General features: G+C 65.5%; 13 protein-coding genes. 6 read left to right on the top strand and 7 right to left on the bottom strand.

All coding sequences use genetic code 11. The annotated features are described in order from the left end of the window. Positions 1–60: 60 nt before the first annotated feature. The gene (locus ACLJEU_RS12260; protein WP_414663028.1) at positions 61–1521 is read left to right on the top strand and encodes a sulfatase; all 1461 of its coding nucleotides are present in this window, start codon (positions 61–63) and stop codon (positions 1519–1521) included. 151 nt (positions 1522–1672) lie between these two features. On the opposite strand, the gene ACLJEU_RS12255 is transcribed toward ACLJEU_RS12260, so the two are convergent. Together ACLJEU_RS12255 and ACLJEU_RS12250 are read right to left on the bottom strand one after the other, a co-directional pair. After that, positions 1673–3094 carry a UTP--glucose-1-phosphate uridylyltransferase gene (locus ACLJEU_RS12255; protein WP_414663027.1) on the bottom strand — a complete coding sequence of 474 codons (1422 nt, stop codon included), beginning with the start codon at positions 3092–3094 and terminating at the stop codon, positions 1673–1675. A 58-nt stretch (positions 3095–3152) separates the two neighbouring features. Continuing rightward, positions 3153–3446 (bottom strand): FtsB/FtsL family cell division protein, encoded by a 294-nt coding sequence (locus ACLJEU_RS12250; RefSeq protein ID WP_414663026.1) that lies wholly within the window; start codon positions 3444–3446, stop codon positions 3153–3155. A gap of 125 nt (positions 3447–3571) precedes the next feature. Here ACLJEU_RS12250 and ACLJEU_RS12245 point away from each other — a divergent pair, with 125 nt between their 5' ends. The 3 genes from ACLJEU_RS12245 to ACLJEU_RS12235 all read left to right on the top strand — a co-directional run bounded on the left by ACLJEU_RS12245 (position 3572) and on the right by ACLJEU_RS12235 (position 6516). Continuing rightward, complete coding sequence (locus ACLJEU_RS12245; RefSeq protein WP_414663025.1) at positions 3572–4387, top strand: ExeA family protein; 816 nt, start codon at positions 3572–3574, stop codon at positions 4385–4387. A 43-nt stretch (positions 4388–4430) separates the two neighbouring features. Beyond that, positions 4431–5180: a hypothetical protein gene (locus tag ACLJEU_RS12240; RefSeq protein ID WP_414663024.1), complete on the top strand. Its 750-nt coding sequence runs from the start codon at positions 4431–4433 to the stop codon at positions 5178–5180. 217 nt (positions 5181–5397) lie between these two features. Then, entirely contained in the window at positions 5398–6516 is a 1119-nt protein-coding gene (locus ACLJEU_RS12235; RefSeq protein WP_414663023.1) for a LacI family DNA-binding transcriptional regulator, read from the top strand. 168 nt (positions 6517–6684) lie between these two features. On the opposite strand, the gene ACLJEU_RS12230 is transcribed toward ACLJEU_RS12235, so the two are convergent. From ACLJEU_RS12230 to ACLJEU_RS12220, 3 genes are all read right to left on the bottom strand, one after another. Continuing rightward, positions 6685–7959 carry a DUF2264 domain-containing protein gene (locus ACLJEU_RS12230; protein WP_414663022.1) on the bottom strand — a complete coding sequence of 425 codons (1275 nt, stop codon included), beginning with the start codon at positions 7957–7959 and terminating at the stop codon, positions 6685–6687. 19 nt (positions 7960–7978) lie between these two features. Next, positions 7979–8269: a hypothetical protein gene (locus ACLJEU_RS12225; protein ID WP_414663021.1), complete on the bottom strand. Its 291-nt coding sequence runs from the start codon at positions 8267–8269 to the stop codon at positions 7979–7981. Between the two features lie 300 nt (positions 8270–8569). Next, positions 8570–9091: a sugar transferase gene (locus tag ACLJEU_RS12220; protein WP_414663020.1), complete on the bottom strand. Its 522-nt coding sequence runs from the start codon at positions 9089–9091 to the stop codon at positions 8570–8572. Positions 9092–9399: 308 nt separating this feature from the next. On the opposite strand from ACLJEU_RS12220, the gene ACLJEU_RS12215 reads away from it, so the two are divergent. Then, positions 9400–10947 (top strand): sulfatase family protein, encoded by a 1548-nt coding sequence (locus ACLJEU_RS12215; protein WP_414663019.1) that lies wholly within the window; start codon positions 9400–9402, stop codon positions 10945–10947. Positions 10948–11059: 112 nt separating this feature from the next. Here the strand turns inward: ACLJEU_RS12215 and ACLJEU_RS12210 are convergent, their stop codons facing one another. Beyond that, a complete protein-coding gene (locus tag ACLJEU_RS12210) occupies positions 11060–13345 on the bottom strand; it encodes a PKD domain-containing protein (RefSeq protein WP_414663018.1) in 2286 nt (761 codons plus the stop codon). A 290-nt stretch (positions 13346–13635) separates the two neighbouring features. Further along, a complete protein-coding gene (gene uxuA, locus ACLJEU_RS12205) occupies positions 13636–14853 on the bottom strand; it encodes a mannonate dehydratase (protein WP_414663017.1) in 1218 nt (405 codons plus the stop codon). Positions 14854–15006: 153 nt separating this feature from the next. On the opposite strand from uxuA, the gene ACLJEU_RS12200 reads away from it, so the two are divergent. Further along, positions 15007–17778 carry a TonB-dependent siderophore receptor gene (locus tag ACLJEU_RS12200; protein WP_414663016.1) on the top strand — a complete coding sequence of 924 codons (2772 nt, stop codon included), beginning with the start codon at positions 15007–15009 and terminating at the stop codon, positions 17776–17778. Positions 17779–17813: the final 35 nt, after the last annotated feature.

Raw genomic sequence — 17813 nt, 5'->3', positions numbered from 1 at the left:
GGCATCGCGCTTTCCAGTCTGATTCGTCACAGCCTTGGCCGCCGCGAGCGGTCCCACCCCATGAAATCATTCCCTTGGCTCCTTCTTGTCCTCATCACGTGGAGCGTCGCCACGCCCGCGCGCGCCGCGGCGGGCCGCCCCAATCTGATTTTGATTCTCGCCGACGATCTCGGCTGGGCCGATCTCGGCTGCTACGGCAACACGTTCAATGAAACGCCCGCCATCGATCGACTCGCGCAACAGGGCGTGCGCTTCACGCAATTCTACGCCGGCCCGGTTTGCTCGCCGACGCGCGCCAGCATTCAGTCGGGACAAAACCAGGCGCGGCTCGGCATCACGGTGCACATTCCCGGCCACTGGCGGCCCTTCGCCAAGATGGTCGAACCGCCCGTCGCCTTGCAGCTGCCGCTCGCGATCGAGACGTTTGCGGAACGCCTGGCCGCGGCCGGCTACCAGACCGGCTATTTCGGCAAGTGGCACCTCGGCGAGAGCGGGTTCGGTCCGGCGCAGCAAGGCTGGCAGACCGCGCTGGAAACCCAGGGCAACGTGGTGCCGCCACGCGTCGACGCCTCCACCCCGCCGCGTCGCACCGCGGAATTTCTCACGGCGAAGGCGGTGGAGTTCATCATCGCCAACAAGGATCGGCCGTTCCTGCTGCAGGTCTCGCATTTTGCCGTCCACATCCCGCTTTCGACCACGCCGGAGCGTTTGAAAAAATATCAGGCGAAGACGCCGATGCCGAACTACCCGAGCCGACCCGAGTACGCCGGACTGCTCGATGAACTGGACGAAAGCGTCGGCACGATCGCGGCCACGGTCGATCGTCTCGGGCTCGGTGCGAACACGATGATCGTGTTCGTATCCGACAACGGCGGACTCCACCGCGAACAGGGCGGCACCATCACCACCTCAAACGCCCCGCTGCGCTCCGAAAAGGGCACGCTCTACGAGGGCGGTATCCGCGTGCCGTGCATCGTGCGCTGGCCCGGCGTCGCCGTGGCCGGCGCCACCACCGCGGCCCTCGGCGCCACGGTGGATTTCTATCCCACGTTTCTCGAGCTCGCGCAGGCCGCGCCGCCCTCCGGCCAGGTGCTCGACGGCGTCAGCCTGCTGCCCGTGCTACGCCAGCCGGCTGCGACGCTCGCGCGCGAGTCGCTGTTCTGGCACCTGCCCCATTATCATCACAGCACGCCGGCGGGAGCGATGCGCCAAGGCGACTGGAAGCTGCTGGAGTTCTTCGAGGACGGCGCGCTGGAACTCTACCGCCTGAGCGACGATCTCGGCGAAGGCACCAATCTCGCCGCGCGCTTCCCGGAACGCACGCAGGCGATGCACGCGGCACTCAAGGCGTGGCGCAAGGACGTGCAGGCGCAGCTGCCGCAGCAGAATCCCGCCTACGATCCGGCGCGCGCCGACGAATTCTGGAGCCGCAAAACCGTCACGGTCACGCGCGCTCCCGGCAGCGGCCGTGACGCCGACGCTGCCACCGCGCCGGCAGCGAAAAAAGGGAAGAAGCGGTGACCTGAGAGTTGAGAGTTTAGGGTTGAGGGTTGAGAGCCCAATCCGGCGAAACCAGTACGTTCCGCATTACGTACACCCACCGCTCCGCGCTGATCGTTCCGGTCACTCAACTCTCAGCTCTCAACTTTCTCCCCTTCCCCTTCCGTTCCCCTCACTCGAGATAAAAGCCTTCCGTGATCGCCGGCTTGGGCGAGAGTTTCTTCCAGGCGTCGGCGAACGAATCCTCGTCGTAACCGAAAAGCGGTGACACCTCGATTGCGAACTGCGGGCGGCCGCTGGCGTCGGTCGTTAGCGGCGCGCCCCCCGCCTTCAACCACCGGCCGAACTGCCGGAGCTGATCGTCACGGCAGGTCTGGGGGGAATCGACGCCCGTGGCGTTCTTCACCGGCGAGAAGTCGTCCTCGCGCCGCGTTTCGATCACCACCGGGTTTTTCGCGAACGGCACCGCGTCGAAGACGAACATCTCGAACTTAACGCCGTTGGGCTTGTCGGGCTTCACCGGCGAGCCATCCGCCGCGATCGTCGGAATCTTTTTGTCGGCGCGATGGAACGGCAGCGCGACGCCCTCGCCGCCGACGGCCATCCGCTTCACGAAGTCCCGATCGAGCACGTGAATCGCGATGCTGCCCGCGATGTAACGCAGATTGCCCGCGGCGTCGGTTTCGCGCTGCAGCGTCATCGGCAAATCGGAATACTCGACCACGACCAGCCGGCCGTTCTGCCAGCAGAAGTGACCGACCTTTTCCTCGGCGTAGGCCTTCGTGACCATCTTGCTCGACATCTCCGATCCGCGGAGGACGTGCCACCCGATGAACGCGGGATCGATGCAACGCACCAGCGGATTATCCACCTGGAAATAACTGAGCGTATCAATTCCTTCGCGACGCATGAGATCCAGGGCGCCGCTGCGATCGAGCGCGCGCAGCGATCCGCCGTGGCCGTCGGGCGACAGCGCGATGGCGCTCCTGCCCTCGAGCAGGATCCGACCGGAAAAGTCCACCGCCGGCATCCGGCCCTGGCGGAAGAAGTGCACGCGACCGGCATCGAGTCCGAAATGGCCGTGTTCGCGGAAAAAACTCTCGGTCGCCTCGTGGTTCGCATGACTCGTCATGATGAACCAGTGCAACGGCCGGCCATAGCGCACGCCGGCCGCGCGGATCTTCTCCGCGAACACCTGAAAGAGCGGTTTCTGCCGGAGGGGCGTCACCGGAAACGTGCCCTTTGGTCCGTCGTAACCGAGGCGTGTCCCCTGCCCGCCCGCCACCGTGAAGGCGGCGACGCGACCTCCATGCAGCGCGGCCTCACCGGCGGCCCGCGTCTTTTGCCACGCAGCCGTATCGCCACCGTGCGCAGGATGTTTTTCATACGGAGCCGGCGCGAGGCCCTCGAGGTTCACGCCCGAGACGGCATCCTTGGCCAGCAACGTCCGCGTCAGGCGGTCGACTTCCGCCAGATCGATCTCGGCGGCCTCCGCGAGCAGCCGGCGCTGGGCGTCGGGCTGGCAGTCGTTGAAAAAAGCGAACACCTGGCCCTGGCCGGCGCGGTGAAAACGTTCGATGATCGGATGGGTCATGAAAATTCAGGGATGGTACGGGCGGCACGCCGGTGGTTCCCCTGCGAACCCCGGAGGTCTACGGACCGGAGTCGAAACGGAAGATCACTTCGCCCGGACCAGGCCGGCCGTAACCGAGCTGGGTGCGAATCACATCCTCGACAAAGCGCGGATCCGAGCGCAGCCGCTCGAGGATTGTCTGTTGTTCCTGGAGGCGCGTGCGCGCCGCGGCCAGTTTCGCCGAGCTTGCGGCCTGGTCCTGCTTGAGTTTGTCGAACTCCGCCTGCGCATCGATGAGGAACGCGCCGGCTCCCACCCCGATCAAGGTCAGGAGCACGACGTAGAGAAAAACGATGAAGCGGCGCGAGTTCAAAGCTCTGAGGGATGAACGGTTCGGGGACGATGCGAGTAAAGGAGATTTCAAATCCGCCCTCCACCGGGAGCGAGGGGGGGATTTAACGTGCGTTTTGAATCACGGCGGACCACGGTCGCAAGTCCATGTACCAGAGTTTTTACGGGTTCAAGGAGGCGCCTTTCAACATCACTCCGGACCCTCGTTTTCTCTATCTCAGCCCGACCCACCTCGAAGCGCTGCAACACCTGAAGTACGGTGTGCGCGAAAAGAAGGGTTTCATCGTGCTGGTGGGAGAAGTGGGCTGCGGCAAAACCACGCTCTGCCGTCGTTTCCTGAACGAACTCGATCCGAAACACTACGATACGGCCCTCATTCTCAATCCGCGCGTCACCGAGACGCAGATGTTGAAGGCCATCCTGACGGAGCTCGGCGAAACGAAATTCGGCCGCAGCCAGAACGATCTCGTCGCCCAGATGAACCGCGTGCTGCTCGACCGCATCGAGAAGAATCGCGACATCGTCCTCATCATCGACGAGGCCCAGAATCTGAGTTTCGAGGTGCTCGAACAGATCCGCCTCCTGTCCAATCTCGAGACCGACAAGCAAAAGCTCCTGCAGATCGTGCTGATGGGCCAGCCGGAGTTGAAGGACGTGCTCGCCCGCGATGAATTGCGTCAGCTGCGCCAGCGCATCCTGGTCCACTACGAACTGCATCCGCTGTCCGCCAATGACATGGCGCATTACATTCACCACCGCCTGACCCTCGCCGGTGGCAACGGCCGGCCGAGTTTCACCCGCTGGGCGCTGCGTTCGTTGCACCGCGGCAGCGGCGGGATTCCGCGCATCGTCAATAATCTTTGCGACAAGTCACTCCTCGCCGCCTTTATCCGCGAGTCCGACGAAGTCACCTACTGGGACGTTCGTCGCGCGCGCAAAGAGATGTCCACGCTGACCGATTGAGTCGGCCGCACCCGCCCGCTTTCCACCTCCGCCGCCTTTCGCCATGAGCCTAATCAACGAAGCCCTCAAGAAAGCTCAGCGTCAGCGCAGTGAGGAACCCGCCGACACCGCGGCCGCCGCCGCGCCGGTTGCCGGCGAGCGCGTCACGAAGCGCAGCAAGGCCACCAGCGCAAACACCATGGTGCTCCTCGGCAGCGGTGCGGTGGTGCTGATCGTGTTGTCGGTCGTCGTCACCGTTTATCTGCTCAACCGCCCCGCGGCCACGCCCGCGACGCGCACCGCCGCCGCCACAGCCGCGCCCGCAGCCTCAGCCATCACCCCGCCCGCCGCCACGCCCGCTCCGATCACCGTGGCGCCGGTGGTCGTGCCCGCTGCGCCCGCAGCCGCCACGAACCCCGAGAACGCCGCCGTGTCCTCGACCGCGGCGTCACCCGCCAGCCCGCCGTCCGTAGCCAGCCCTGCGTCCGCCCCGGTGAACGCGAACCCGGAGCCGGCAGTTGCCTCCTCCACCGCCGCCGCGAGCGTCGCGCCCTCATCTGCTCCCGTGACCGCGGCCACAAAACCGGCAACCCCGCCCGCGCAGCCGGACGAACGCATCGCGGCTTTCGTCGAGGCCATCCGCGTCACCGGTATCCGTTCTTCGGGCACGGAGAGCCGCGTGTTGATGAACGAGCGGGTCTTCCGGGTGAACGATCTCGTCGATCGCGCGCTCAATCTCCGGCTCGTGAAAGTCGCGGCCGACAGCCTTACCTTCGCTGACGCCAACGGCGTCACGTACGTGAAGAATTTCTGAGGGCGACGTCGGCCGGCCCCAGCTTCGGTTTCAGCGAGCGACGACGATCACGCGGACGAGCAATGAATCCGCCTGATCAGCGTCATCCACGGTTCGTTTAAATTGCATGGGGGGATCAGGATCAGGCGCGGGTCCTTTCGCATCGCGAGCCGATCGCCTGCTGTGTTGCCCACGGTTGCCGAACCCGGCTTAGCTGCCGGCGCTTCCGACCCGATCGATGACCAGTCCCAGCAAAAAGAAAACTGGCACCTCGCTGCGCACCCTCGCGCGACTCGCGGGCGTGTCCGTTTCCACCGCCTCGCGCGCGCTGCACAATCACCCGGTCATCTCCGCCGCCGTGCGCAAGCGGATCAAGGCGCTGGCCCGCCGCCGCGGCTATGCGATCAACCCGCTCGTCGCGCAGGTGTATTCTGAGGCCCGCTCCGGCCGCGGCTTCCGCCATCTCGGCACGCTGGCCTATATCACCGCTTACGATACGGCCGATTGGTGGCGGGCGCATCCGACGCTCCGCGGATTTCACGCCGGGGTCGTTGATCGCGCACAACAGGCCGGACTCGCGATCAATGAATTCTGGGCGCACGAACCCGGCCTCAAGGGCCGCCGCCTGACCCAGATCTTGCGGGCCCGCGGCATCGGCGGCGTCATCGTCGCGCCCGTGCCGGGCCGCAATGCCACGGACCTGCTCGACTGGAAATATTTCTCGCCCGCCCTGCTCGGCGAATCGGTCCGCGCGCCCCGCCTGAACCGCGCCGTGCCCAACCAGCGTCACGCCGTGCAACTTGCCCTGCGCGAACTCACACAGCTCGGCTACCGGCGCATCGGCCTGGTGCTGCGCCGCCGCTATCACGCGATGACCGACTTCAATATGCTGTCCACGTTTCTCCTGCTGCAGCACAGCTTGCCCGCGGCGCAGCGCATTCCGGTCGAGACGCCCGAGGATTGGACGGAGGCAAATTTCATGCCGTGGTTCAGACGGCACCGCCCGGATGCAATCGTCGGCGTGGTGCGGCCCGTGCGGGAATGGCTGGCGCGCGCCGGCATCAAGAGCCCGCGCGACGTCGGCCTCGTGCTGCTCGACTGGGACGAGGAATCCAAGGACGACTTCGCCGCCGTGGATCAAAACGCGGCCGCAGTCGGCGCGGCGGCCGTGGACATTGTCCTCGGCCAGATGCGCCAGAACGAACGCGGCATTCCCGTCATCCCGCAGACCGTGCTCGTCGACAGCGTGTGGCGGCCCGGTGCCAGCGTGCGATCCGTCGGTACGCCGTGGCTGCCGGCTTTCATGGTCGAGGAACCGGATTTCGCGCCACTCACGGCGGAGCCACCGGTGGAGTAGCCCGCGAATCACGCGAATGAACGCGAACGATCAGCGAGCGACCTGAAGTCGATCGTCGCTCGCTCGGGGTTCGATTCACGGTTCGTGGCTACGAGCGCCAGCGAGTGGCTGAACCGCCGCTCGCTGGCGCTCGTAGCCACGGAGGCAATTCCGGGCGCGGTCGCGCCTTCAACGCGGACTCTTGATCGCCTTGTCGACCGGCAGGTCGACGCCAGCCCAGACTTTCTCCCAGGTGGTTTTCGCGGCGGGTGCGCTCCAGAAAGGGTCGGTCGCGGGCAGGCCGAGCGGCAGCAGCGCCACGCTGCACAGATAAAGGCTGCCGGTGGAGATGTACGTTTCGCCGAGACCAGGCTGGTGGCCGGCGAGCCCGATTCGCAGCCAGCCTTTCGCATCGAAGGTGCCGGGCGCTTCCAGCGTGCGCCGGATCACCGCGGTCAACGCGACGCGGGCCTGCGCCGGACTGACCTCCTTCGGCAACAGGCCGCGCCACGCCGCCTGCGCGAGGCCCTGGAACGCTCCGGCCCGGTAGGCGATCGAGCGTCCAATAATCGGATACGTCCCATCGGGCGCGATCGAGCGCTCCTGGATCGCCGCGTAACGCGTCAGTCGTTCGAGCGCCTTCCGGCGGAATTCCTTCCACTCGGCCGCCTCGTCGGCCACCGCGTCCAAGGCCTCGACCAGCATCGGCTGGATGACGAAGGAATTGTAGTAGTCCCAATGAAATTCCGGGCCGTCGCCGTACATGCCGTCGCCGACATACCAGTCGCGGTGTTTGCGAATGCCTTCAAACAGGCGCGCATCATCGCGCTTCGCACCCGCGCCCTGCAGGAACACCTCCACCGTGGTCGCGAAGAGTTTCCAGTTGTTCTCGCCGGCCGGAATCGGGCGGGAGGAAATCATCGCGGCAATCACGTTGCGTTGCACGCGCGGCTCGAGTTTGCGCCAGAGTTCGCCCGGCGCGCGCAACAGCGCCTGCGCGAGAAACGCCGCGTCCACGAGGGGCTGGCGGCCCTGGGAGAAATTGAGGAAGTCCGGCGACGCCGGATCGGTGCCAGCATCGATCCCCGCGCGCGCGAGCGCCGCGAAACGGCCCCGCTCGCGGCCCTCGGGCGTGGCGTCTGCGCCGAGCTCGAGCCACGGTGCGAGGCCGGCGAGCAACCGGCCGACGCCCTCAAGATAGGTGTACTGCGGGCGATCCTTCGACGACGGATGCGACTCCACGGGCATCTCGAGCTTGAGCCGGCGCGCGGCAAGCGACGTCAGGAGCGGCGTGGCCAGCCGCGCGGCGATCTGCGTCCAATAGGTGCGATCCGTACCTGCCGCTCCAGTAGCGCCGGCACCGCCGGAACGCACCGCGGCGGATTCGGCGCCGGTGGCGGCCTGCGTCGCGCCCCAGAGGCTCGCGGCGGCGGAAAGTTTCACGAAGTCACGGCGGGTTTTCATGGTGCGAAGGAAGCGTGGTTCAGAATTTGACGGTGGCGGTCAGGTCCCATGGCGGCGGCATGACGTAGCTCAAACGGTACAGCGGCGTGCCGTTGGCGAGCGACGGGGTGCCGACGCGCCGCGTGGCGCTGTTCTCGAGATCGACGGGATTCTTCACGCCCCGCCGCAGTCGTACCTGCTGACCGAATACCTTCTGATCGCGCATGACGTACGCGTTCACGAGGTGCTGCTGGCCGCCGATGATCGAACGCCCGCCAATGATCGCGAGCAGGTAGTTGTCGCGCCAGTTGCCGTTGGCGCCGAGCCGCACGCCGCGGATACGCCCGCAGTCGAACGGAGGCGTTGAACGAAACGGACGCGGAACAGCGGTGGGACGGTGGGACCATGGCGTGGTGAAAGCGTTGGCGGCCACGCTTCGTGCGCCGAGCAACGCTTCGTGCAAGTGATGCAGTCCCAACTGCGCGAGGCCAGTCCGGATACCGGAAAACACCTGATATCACCGTGGCTACGCGTGCCAGCGCGTGGCGGTCATGGGCAGTCCATCGACTCCCCTCCACTCGCTGGCGCTCGTGACCACAGACCAGCGGCGAAAGGCGAAAGCCGTTTGATCTTACCAGGGCTGGCGTGAAGGTCCCTGCAATCCGAGCGTGGGATTCGCCCCAACTGAGGCCGCGGTGCTCGGACCGATCGGCTGCATCGCGGCGGCGCCCAGCACGACCGCGCCAGGGGCGGGCAGCGGGCGCGGGTCGCCCAGACTCATTTCTCCCCGCAGGATATTCACGATCTGCGGCAATTCGGCGAGGCCGGTCGCGCGCAGCAAGCGCCCGCCGGGAAGGGATCGGCCCGCCACGATCGCGCCACCAGCGTGCACCCCCGCGGCGGACGTCCGCACCTGCATGGTGCGAAACCGATAAAGGCGAACGCGACGGCCCCGGCAGTTGATGCATTCCTGCCGGTAGAGCACGGGACCGGGGGCGGCCACGGCGGAGACGAGCGTGACGACAAAGGTGACACCGGCAAGGAGCGGCAGGGCAGCCAGGCTCCCAACGACATCAACGATCCGTTTCCACCAAGGCAGAGAGTCCGTGGACTCTGACACCGTCGACTGCGGGGACATCGGTTCGCTTTCCATGGGAAAAATTCGCCGTCATTCGAACCGTTGCCGAAGGCGAAGCGAGCCCTGGTAGGCGCCGTCACCGTAAAGTGACAGAGCGGGATTCGCTGCGCCGTCGGGAACGCACCGGTGACAGCCGGAATAAATCCCGAGTCACGAATCCCATCAAAACCATTCGCGGTAGGGAAACTTCCGAAAGTGACATCCGCGTTCCCCTGAGATGGGGGCCGGAATTGATCGATCAGCGGGCCCTCGACTGTTGACGCCCCGCCACGTGGCCGCGTCTCTCGTGGCCGGCCGCTTCCGGCGCGCACCCCTCACCTCGTATGCGTTTCCTTCGCTTTCGTGTTCTTGTTTTCTGCACCCTGATCGCCGTCACGATCAATCACGCCCAGACTGCGCCCGCTTCCGCGCGTCTCAATGTCCTCATCATCACGACCGACGACATGAGCTGCGATTCGGTCGGGGTGTACGGCTGCAAGCTGCCGGACACCACCCCGCACATGGACCGTCTCGCCGCGCAGAGCCTGCGGTTCAACCATGCGTTCGTGCAGGTGGGCAACTGCATGCCGTCGCGCAACGTGATGTTCTCCGGTCGGTATCCGCATAACAATCACGTCGAGGGTTTCTATGAGATCAAGCGGCCCGGCTATCCGGTCATGGCCGACCTGATGAAGGCCGCGGGATACTTCACCGGCATTCGCGGCAAGGTCGCGCACTCCACGCCGTACACGCCCTATCCGGGCTGGGATCTGATCCTCGACACGCTCCCGGACGGCACGGCAGCCCACCCGAAGAACGTCGAATCGTACTACCTTTCCACGCGCCACGGCATCGCGGCGGCGAAGCGGGCCGGCAAGCCGTTTTGCTTCAACCTCAACATCTCGGATCCGCACAAGCCGTTCTACAACGAAGACGGCCAGGCCGACGTGAATCGTCCCAGCCGCGTGTTCACCGCCGCAGAGGTGCCCGTCCCCGGCTTTCTCCCCGACGATCCCGCCATCCGGCAGGAACTCGCATTGTACTATTCGTCCGTCCGACGTGGCGACGACTGCCTCGGCCAGATCCTGCGCGCCCTGCAGGAGTCGGGCGAGGACAGCCGCACGGCCATCATTTTTCTGTCGGACCACGGCATGCCGCTGCCATTCGCAAAGACGCAGCTGTACTTTCACAGCACGCGCACGCCGTGGATGGTGCGCTGGCCGGGCGTGACGCAGCCGGGCACCGTCGACGACCGGCACCTGGTGTCGGCCGTCGATCTGCTGCCCACGCTGCTCGACCTCGCGGGGATCCCACATCCGGCAGGCTTTGACGGTCGGAGTTTTGCCCCGGTGCTGCGCGGCGAGATCCAGGCCGGACGGGACTTCATCGTGGCGGAATACAACGAGAATTCCGGCGGCTTCCGGCATCCGATGCGGGCGCTCATCACGCGGGACCACGGCTATCTGTTCAATCCGTGGTCCAACGGCCAGCGCATCATGGCCACGGCGACGAAGGGCACCGTATCCTATCGCCGGATGCAGGCATTGGCCCGAACCGACGCCGGCGTCGCCGCGCGGCTGCAGCTCTTCGACACTCGTGTGCCCGAGGAACTCTATCACTACGCGAAAGACCCGGACGCGCTGCACAATCTCATCGCGCTGCCGGCTCATCAGGCGACGCGGGACCGACTCACGCGACAGCTCGAGGCGTGGATGGTGCAGACGAAGGATCCGATGCTGGACGTGTTTCGCCACCGCCAGGATCCGGCCGCCCGCGAAGCCTACATGCAAGCGGTCGAGGCCGAGGCGGCTGAGCGCAACGGCACGCGGACCAAGCAGGGCAAGGGCGGCAGGAAAAAGGCCGGCGGCGCCGCGGCCGTCGAGCCGCCGTGAACGGCGAAAAAAAAGACCAGGGGCGGCAACGGTGGCAACCGCTCCGTCCCTGGTCTTGGTTTCACGACCGCCGGCGCAAACAACGCGGGCGGCGGATGGCAGCGGACAAAGGCTACTTGGTCGTGATCGAGAGCGCGTCCGGCGCTGAGTAGAGGCTGCTGCGATAGGTGAGGCCGGCAGGCGGAGTCACGCTCTTGATGGTGCCAGTGATGGTGCCGGTCTTTTTCGAGCGGCTCGAACTCAGCTTGACCGTACCCGTGGCGTCGGTCTTGCCGCTCGTCGTGCCGGTAACGACGCCCGACCACTGAATCGTCACCGTGGCCCCGGCGACAGCGCGGCCCTTGGCGTCGAGCACCACCACGGTGTCGAGCGCCGACACGCCGCTGTTGGAGGTCGTGCGAGCAATCGTGTGCTGGTTCACGTCGATGTCGGAGTTCGGGTCGCTGGACACCGTGACGGATGTCGTCGCCGAACCGGTGGCGCCGGCGTTATCGGTGACGGTGAGTTTCACCGTGTAGGTGCCGGGCGTGGAGTAGGTTTTGGCCGGCGACGCTGCGGTCGACGTGGTGCCATCGCCAAAGGCCCACAGGTACGAGGCGATGGTGCCGTCCGGATCGCTCGAACCGCTGCTCGAGAAATTGACCGGGAGCGGCGCAAGTCCGGACGTGGTGGAGGCCGAGGCCACGGCGACCGGCAGCTGGTTCGCTGGCGCCGAGGCCGTGATCGCCACGCTGGCGGAGTTGGCCATGCCGTCGTTGTCCGTGACCGTGAGCACCGCGATAAACGTGCCCGCAGTCATGTAGGTGCAGGCCGGGTTCATCGCCGTCGACGTCGAGCCGTTGCCGAAATCCCAAGAGTAACTCACAATCGTGCCGTCTCCGTCGGACGACCCCTGGCCGGAGAACGCAACCGTGAGAGGCGTGGTGCCCGAGGTGACCGAGGCCGTGACGCGGGCCACCGGCGCCTGCAGGCCGGAAAGGCCCACGAGCGTGCCGGTGATGATGTAGTTGCCGACGCTGCCGTAGTCGGAGTAACCCGAGACCAACGGGTCGCCGTAGCCGATGCCGCTCAGGCGCAGATAATACGTGCCCGCTGCGAGCGTGGGACTGAAGGAGGCGTTGAAGCTGCTCGCGTCGTTGGCGAGGATCACCTGGCCGGAGGCGTTGAGCAGCTCCGCCTTGAGATGAAGATCGGTCTCGACCGAAGGACTCGCGATGTTGAGTGCAATTGCGCCCGCCCCTGTGTCGAAACGGAACACGTCGACGTCGGCGCGCGTTTCAATCGTCCCGCCGCTCGCCACCGTCGGGCCGGTCAGCGTGGTGGCAGCCGTCGTCGTGTTGCCGTGGTCGTCGGTCGCCAGCGGCGCGTACGTTCCGGAGATGACGGCGTAATCGTCCTGCGTGTTGGTCGCGTTCGCGTAGTCACCTTTGCTGAACTGGGTGATCGCAGCGTAGTAGCCGACGCCCATGATCGGAGCCCAGGAGCCCTGGCCGAAATAGTATTCGCTCGGCGAGCTGCCGCCGACGCCGTCGTGGTAGAGGCCCACCGTGTGGCCAACTTCGTGTGAGATCGCCTCGGCGATGTATTTCTCGCCGTTGCCCAGCTGCTGCGTGAACACCCAGCAGGGCGTGTCGGAATTCCAGTTGAACGAACCGATGTAGGCCGTGCCGCCCGCGCCCGCGTCATACCAATTCGTCGGGCTGATCACGACACGAATGCCATAGGCGTTGTCCGTCGACGTGGATTTCCGCAGGGCCTCAACGCCGGGATCCTGGGTCGTGACATCGATTGCGAACGGCGCGTAGTCCTCGGCCACGCGTTTCCAGATCGCCTGGATCATCGCGCGCTCCTGAGCATTAAAGGTCGTCGGATCACCATCGAGATCGAAGGGCGCGGAAATGATGGTAGCGCCACCGTTCCACGACGTGTTCGACGTCGTCTGGCCGTCGAAGTCGAGATAGATGACCCGTGTCGCGCCCGGCAGACTGTGCAGTTGAAAGGCATCGACCGCATTCCCGGCAACCAGCTGCGACGTCGACGAGGACGTCGTCAGGGCGTCACTGGACTCAGACTTGGGTCCCTTGGCGTGCAGGCTCCGAGCGTCGACCGACAACCCGTCGCAGATGAACAACAGCGAGCCGCTCTGATCAACGCCCAGCGACGGCTGGGTCTGGAGCAAGGTGGCCAGGCCCTGCGCTTCCAGGCCATAGGCCCGGGCGACGTCAGGGAGGTGTTCGCCCAAGGCCGCGATCGCCGCCGCACCCCGACTGGGTGCCGTGAGGCGGATGTTGGTCGCCGGTTGGGCTTGGGTCCCGGGCAGCACTGCGAGTGCGGCCAGGGGCAACAAGAACGTCCGGGGCAGCGTTCGAATCACCGAATTGAGCGAAAACAAGTTCATGCGCCTATCCCAATCGGGAGCTTGGCGCAGAATGAGAATTCAGGATCCTACTTAGACGATCTACGTAGTCCCTGCAAAAAATGTAAATTACGACGGGAGAACGGTCGTCCCCCGGACGATTTTACATTTTTCTGTCACGCCGTAGGATTTTACGAACCTTTCAGCGATCCGCGGCATGCGTAGTTTCAACACCAGAAAGATCCCGGGGGCAGTCACCGGAATTTGACGGGACGCTGCCCGATCGTGAGCGCGATTCCGCAACCTTCTCTCACCCGGAACCTCAGGAAAGGTCACGCCCGCGCACAGCGTTCGCCATCCCGTCCGAAAGCCAGACCGTGCTGCAATCCGCGCAATTCCGCGAGCCCGCGCAACCGCCCGATCAGCGGATAGCCCGGACACGCCGGGGCGGGCCGCGTGAAGTCATCGAGCAGCACATGACCGTGATCAGGGCGCAGCGTGAGCCGCCAGTCGGCGCGGCCGGCCGAGCGGCGCGCACGTTGTTCGTCCAGCAAGGCCCGAACGACGCCGGCCATATCGGCGCTGCCCTCGAGATGATTGGCCTCGTAAAACACCCCGTCTGGCTCGCGTTGCACGCTGCGCAAGTGCACCGCGTGAATGCGCGGGCCGAGTCGCCGCACCATGCCGGCGAGATCGTTGTCCGCGCGCACGCCGAGCGAGCCAGTGCAATAACACAGACCGTTTGCCGGCGAATCGACCATCGCGAGCACCTGCTGCAGATCCGCCTCGGTCGAAACGATCCGCGCCAGGCCGAGCACGCTGAACGGTGGATCGTCCGGATGAATCGCGAGGCGCACGCCCGCCGCCTCTGCCGTCGGCACAACCGCCTCGAGAAACAGCCGCAGGTGTTCGCGCAGCCGCGTCGCATCGATCGCGGCGTAGCGCGCGAGCATGGCGCGGAAGTCCTCCACGGTGAGCCCCAGTCGCACGCCCGGAAACAGATCGAGCGTCTGCTGCGTGAACGCGGTCTGCTCCGCGCTTGAAATCGACGTCCAGTAGCGCCGCGCGGCTTCTGTTCGCTCCGCCCCCCACTCCGCCGCCGCCCCGGGACGCTGCAGCGCGAAGAGATCGAACGCGGCGAACTTCACCGGATCGTAGAGCAACGCCTCCGATCCATCGGGCAGCCGGTGCCGCAAATCCGTGCGCACCCAGTCCAGTACCGGCATGAAATTGTAGACAACGACTTCGATCCCCGCCGCCCCGAGGCGTTGCAGCGTCAGCCGGTAGTTTTCCAGGAAGCGCGCAAAATCGCCCGTCCGCGTCTTGATGCCTTCGTGCACGGGCACCGACTCCACAATCCGCCACTCGAGTCCGGCCGCGGCGATGGCCGCCTGGCGTTCCGCAATCGCAGCCGCCGGCCACGCCTCGCCATAAGGAATCTCATGCAGCGCCGTGAACACCGCCGTCGCCCCCGTCTGGCGGATTTCGTTCAAGCTGACGGTGTCACCGGGACCAAACCACCGCATTGCCTCCGCCATGAGAGTGTTCACGCCGCCGACATGAGCCGAAATCCACACTTGCTCAACGATACAAATTGACGGCCTATTGCCGCACCGCCGCGCCGTTCCCAACGTCGCGGTTCACCTCACCGGCGTCCCGCCCTGACCCGCGGACGTCGTCGTTCCCCGTCGCAATCCTGACCCATGAACCCTGACCACCCTTCGCTACGCGTGTCGCTCCGGGCACTGTTCCTCCTGTTGGCCGCTGTGCTCGCCGTGTTTCCCAGTTTCGCCCAGGTGGCGCCGGCCCCCTCGCCCGCGGCGAAACCAACGAGTGAGGAAACCGTGACGCTCTCACCGTTCATCGTGTCGACCGAGGTCGAGACCGGCTGGTCAGCCAACGAAACCCTTTCGGCGACGCGCACGAAACAGATGTTGAAGGACGTGCCGGTGAACATCGACGCGATCACTGCGGACTTCATGGAGGATCTCGGGCTTAACACCGCGGACGAGGTCGCCAACTTCATCGCCAACGCGTACGCGCCGCCCACGCTCGAGAACGACAACCAGAGCGGCGCCATCGCGTTTCGCGGTCTCACGGGTTCGACCGCCACGCGCAATTACTTCCGCTGGTACATTCCCAGTGACACCTACAACGTCGAGCGCATCGACTTCGGCAAGGGTTCGAACTCGCTGATCTTCGGCGACGTCGAGCCCGGCGGCCAGGCGGCGGTCTTCACCAAGCGCGCGCTGATGCGGAATTTCGGCACCGTCTCCGCGCAGTATAACAGCGATGGTGCCTATCGCTTCATGCTGGATTACAACCGCAAGCTGCGCGAGGGCCTCGCTATGCGCTTTAACGCGGTGCGCCGCCAGGAGCGGACGTTCCAGGACGCCTCGACGTTCACGCTCGAGGGCGAAACGCTGACCGCCACGTGGCAGCCGCTGAAGACGACGCTGATCCGCGTCGACTACGAGCGCGGCGACTTCGCCAACGTCCGCGGCTTCGGCGGCGTCACGATCCGCGAGCAATCCGGCCGCTCCCGCTCCTACACCACGGACCGTCTCTATTATACCTCCGACGGCGAATGGTTCCAGCGCTCATCCCTGCCGACGGCGGACCGCTCGAACGGCCCCGCCGGCGGATCGCCCTCGCTCCTCGAAGGCGAATACTTCGACGTGACGATGCGGAATGCGGCCGGTGCCATCGTCGGCACCAAGCGCTTCAACGGCTATCCGAAGCACTACAACCTGCGCGGTTCATTCGACCGGCAGAACCGGCCGTTCGACACCTACTCCGTCACGGTGGAACAGCGGCTCGGCCCGATTGGCCTTGAGGTCGCCTACAACCACCAGAAGCAAACCGCGATTCGCAACGACAACTTCTTCTCCAGCACCATCAGCGTCGACGTGAACGGCCGCCCCTACGTCGAGACCGAGCTCGACGAGAAACGCTTCGGCAACTACGTCGACGCCTTTCGCGGCACGGCGGTCTACAAGTTCGATCGCTGGAAATGGATGCAGCAGCTCTTCGTCGGCAGCGCCGAGTACCGCGAGGACACGGTGCTGAACTACCGTTTCAACACCTTCAACATTCGCAACGTCGAGCGCGGCACCGCCACGGCGCTCAATACCAACACCGACCGCGTCCGGCTCCGGCTCTTCCTCGACGATCCGCGTTTCTATTCGCGCGCGCTCTTCGACTCCATGAAGCCCGCGAACCTGCCCGACACCAACGACGTCAAGGCGCGATCACTCGCGTTCTTCCCCTCCGGCACCAGCGCGACCGACGGCACGCAATGGCGCCAGGCGTCCGCGGTGTCGCTCTCCGCGAGCGGCAGTTATTTCCGCGGCCGGATCCAGACGCTGATCGGCGCGCGCCACGACTGGAATCGGAACTATGAATACAACGGCGTCCGCACCTTCGGCAACTATGGCGAGGAAATCGCCCCGCCGAAGAAGGCCGACGCGCTCCCGGGCGAGTACGTCGAGAACAAGCAGCTTCACCTCGAGAACACCAGCCTCACGGGCGGCGTCACGATCCGGCTGACCAAGGATCTCAACTTCTACGGCGTCTACTCCGAGTCGTTCCGTTTCCAGGGCCTGCGCACGTTCGACCGGGAGCGTTTCCCGCCGATCACCGGCGTGACGAAGGAAATCGGCCTCAAGGGCAATCTGTGGAACGATCGCATCAGCGTGAACCTGGGCGCGTTCAACATCGATCGGCAGAACGTCGCGCTGAGCTGGAACGGCGTCACCGGCATCGATTTCACCACCGCGGAAATCGAGGATCTGATGAACCCGAACAACCTCCGCCCCGGCGATCCCGGCTACAAATACGGCGAGGAAGGCACGGCTAGCAACGCCCGTTACTATCGCTCGACGGAGAATTCCCAAGGCGCCGATCTGACCCTCGGCGTGAAGCCCACGAAGGGACTCCAGATGCGGTTCACCCTCGCCCGGACCAAGGTCCTCGGCCAGCCGGACCTCGGCTCGTTCCGCGGTTACTACGAGGCCGCGGTCGCGCGCGGGGACGAAAGCCCGGCGTTGCTCAACGAGGCGAAGAACCTGCTCAACTCCCTCGACATCGACACCAAGCCGACGGGCGCCCGCGCCTCGCCGTGGTCCGCCAGCTGGGTCATCGATTACGCGTTCTCGCGCGAATCGTGGAAGCCGTTGCGCGGCGTCCGGGTCGGCGTGAACGGCAGCTGGCGCGACGACTACCTGTTCGGCATCTCGAACGGCCAGGAGCTCGCCGGGGGCACGACGCACCTCGTGAACGGCTACGTCATGCGCGACCAGAAAATCTGGAACCAGCAGACGCGTTTCCGCGTGGGCTTCCGCAACATCTTCGATCTGGAGAACAGCAAGGTCCGCAAGATCGGCTTCACGACGATGGTGAGCGGCGCGAATGTCTACCGCTACAGCTACGTCGTCCCGCTCCAGGTCGACGCCAATGTCACCGTGCGGTTCTGAACCGGCACCGCCCCGGGACAACGCCAACCCTGGAC

Origin of the sequence: Terrisphaera buseokensis (assembly GCF_047521145.2) — a bacterium.
Taxonomy (GTDB): domain Bacteria; phylum Verrucomicrobiota; class Verrucomicrobiia; order Opitutales; family Opitutaceae; genus ER46.
This window is presented reverse-complemented; position numbering and strand designations above follow the sequence as displayed.

Bases quoted from the DNA above. Each gene is read 5' to 3' on its own strand.
- ACLJEU_RS12260 (WP_414663028.1), top strand. From the start codon at position 61: ATGAAATCATTCCCTTGGCTCCTTCTTGTCCTCATCACGTGGAGCGTC.
- ACLJEU_RS12255 (WP_414663027.1), bottom strand. From the start codon at position 3,094: ATGACCCATCCGATCATCGAACGTTTTCACCGCGCCGGCCAGGGCCAG.
- ACLJEU_RS12245 (WP_414663025.1), top strand. From the start codon at position 3,572: ATGTACCAGAGTTTTTACGGGTTCAAGGAGGCGCCTTTCAACATCACT.
- ACLJEU_RS12240 (WP_414663024.1), top strand. From the start codon at position 4,431: ATGAGCCTAATCAACGAAGCCCTCAAGAAAGCTCAGCGTCAGCGCAGT.
- ACLJEU_RS12235 (WP_414663023.1), top strand. From the start codon at position 5,398: ATGACCAGTCCCAGCAAAAAGAAAACTGGCACCTCGCTGCGCACCCTC.
- ACLJEU_RS12230 (WP_414663022.1), bottom strand. From the start codon at position 7,959: ATGAAAACCCGCCGTGACTTCGTGAAACTTTCCGCCGCCGCGAGCCTC.
- ACLJEU_RS12220 (WP_414663020.1), bottom strand. From the start codon at position 9,091: ATGGAAAGCGAACCGATGTCCCCGCAGTCGACGGTGTCAGAGTCCACG.
- ACLJEU_RS12215 (WP_414663019.1), top strand. From the start codon at position 9,400: ATGCGTTTCCTTCGCTTTCGTGTTCTTGTTTTCTGCACCCTGATCGCC.
- ACLJEU_RS12210 (WP_414663018.1), bottom strand. From the start codon at position 13,345: ATGAACTTGTTTTCGCTCAATTCGGTGATTCGAACGCTGCCCCGGACG.
- ACLJEU_RS12200 (WP_414663016.1), top strand. From the start codon at position 15,007: ATGAACCCTGACCACCCTTCGCTACGCGTGTCGCTCCGGGCACTGTTC.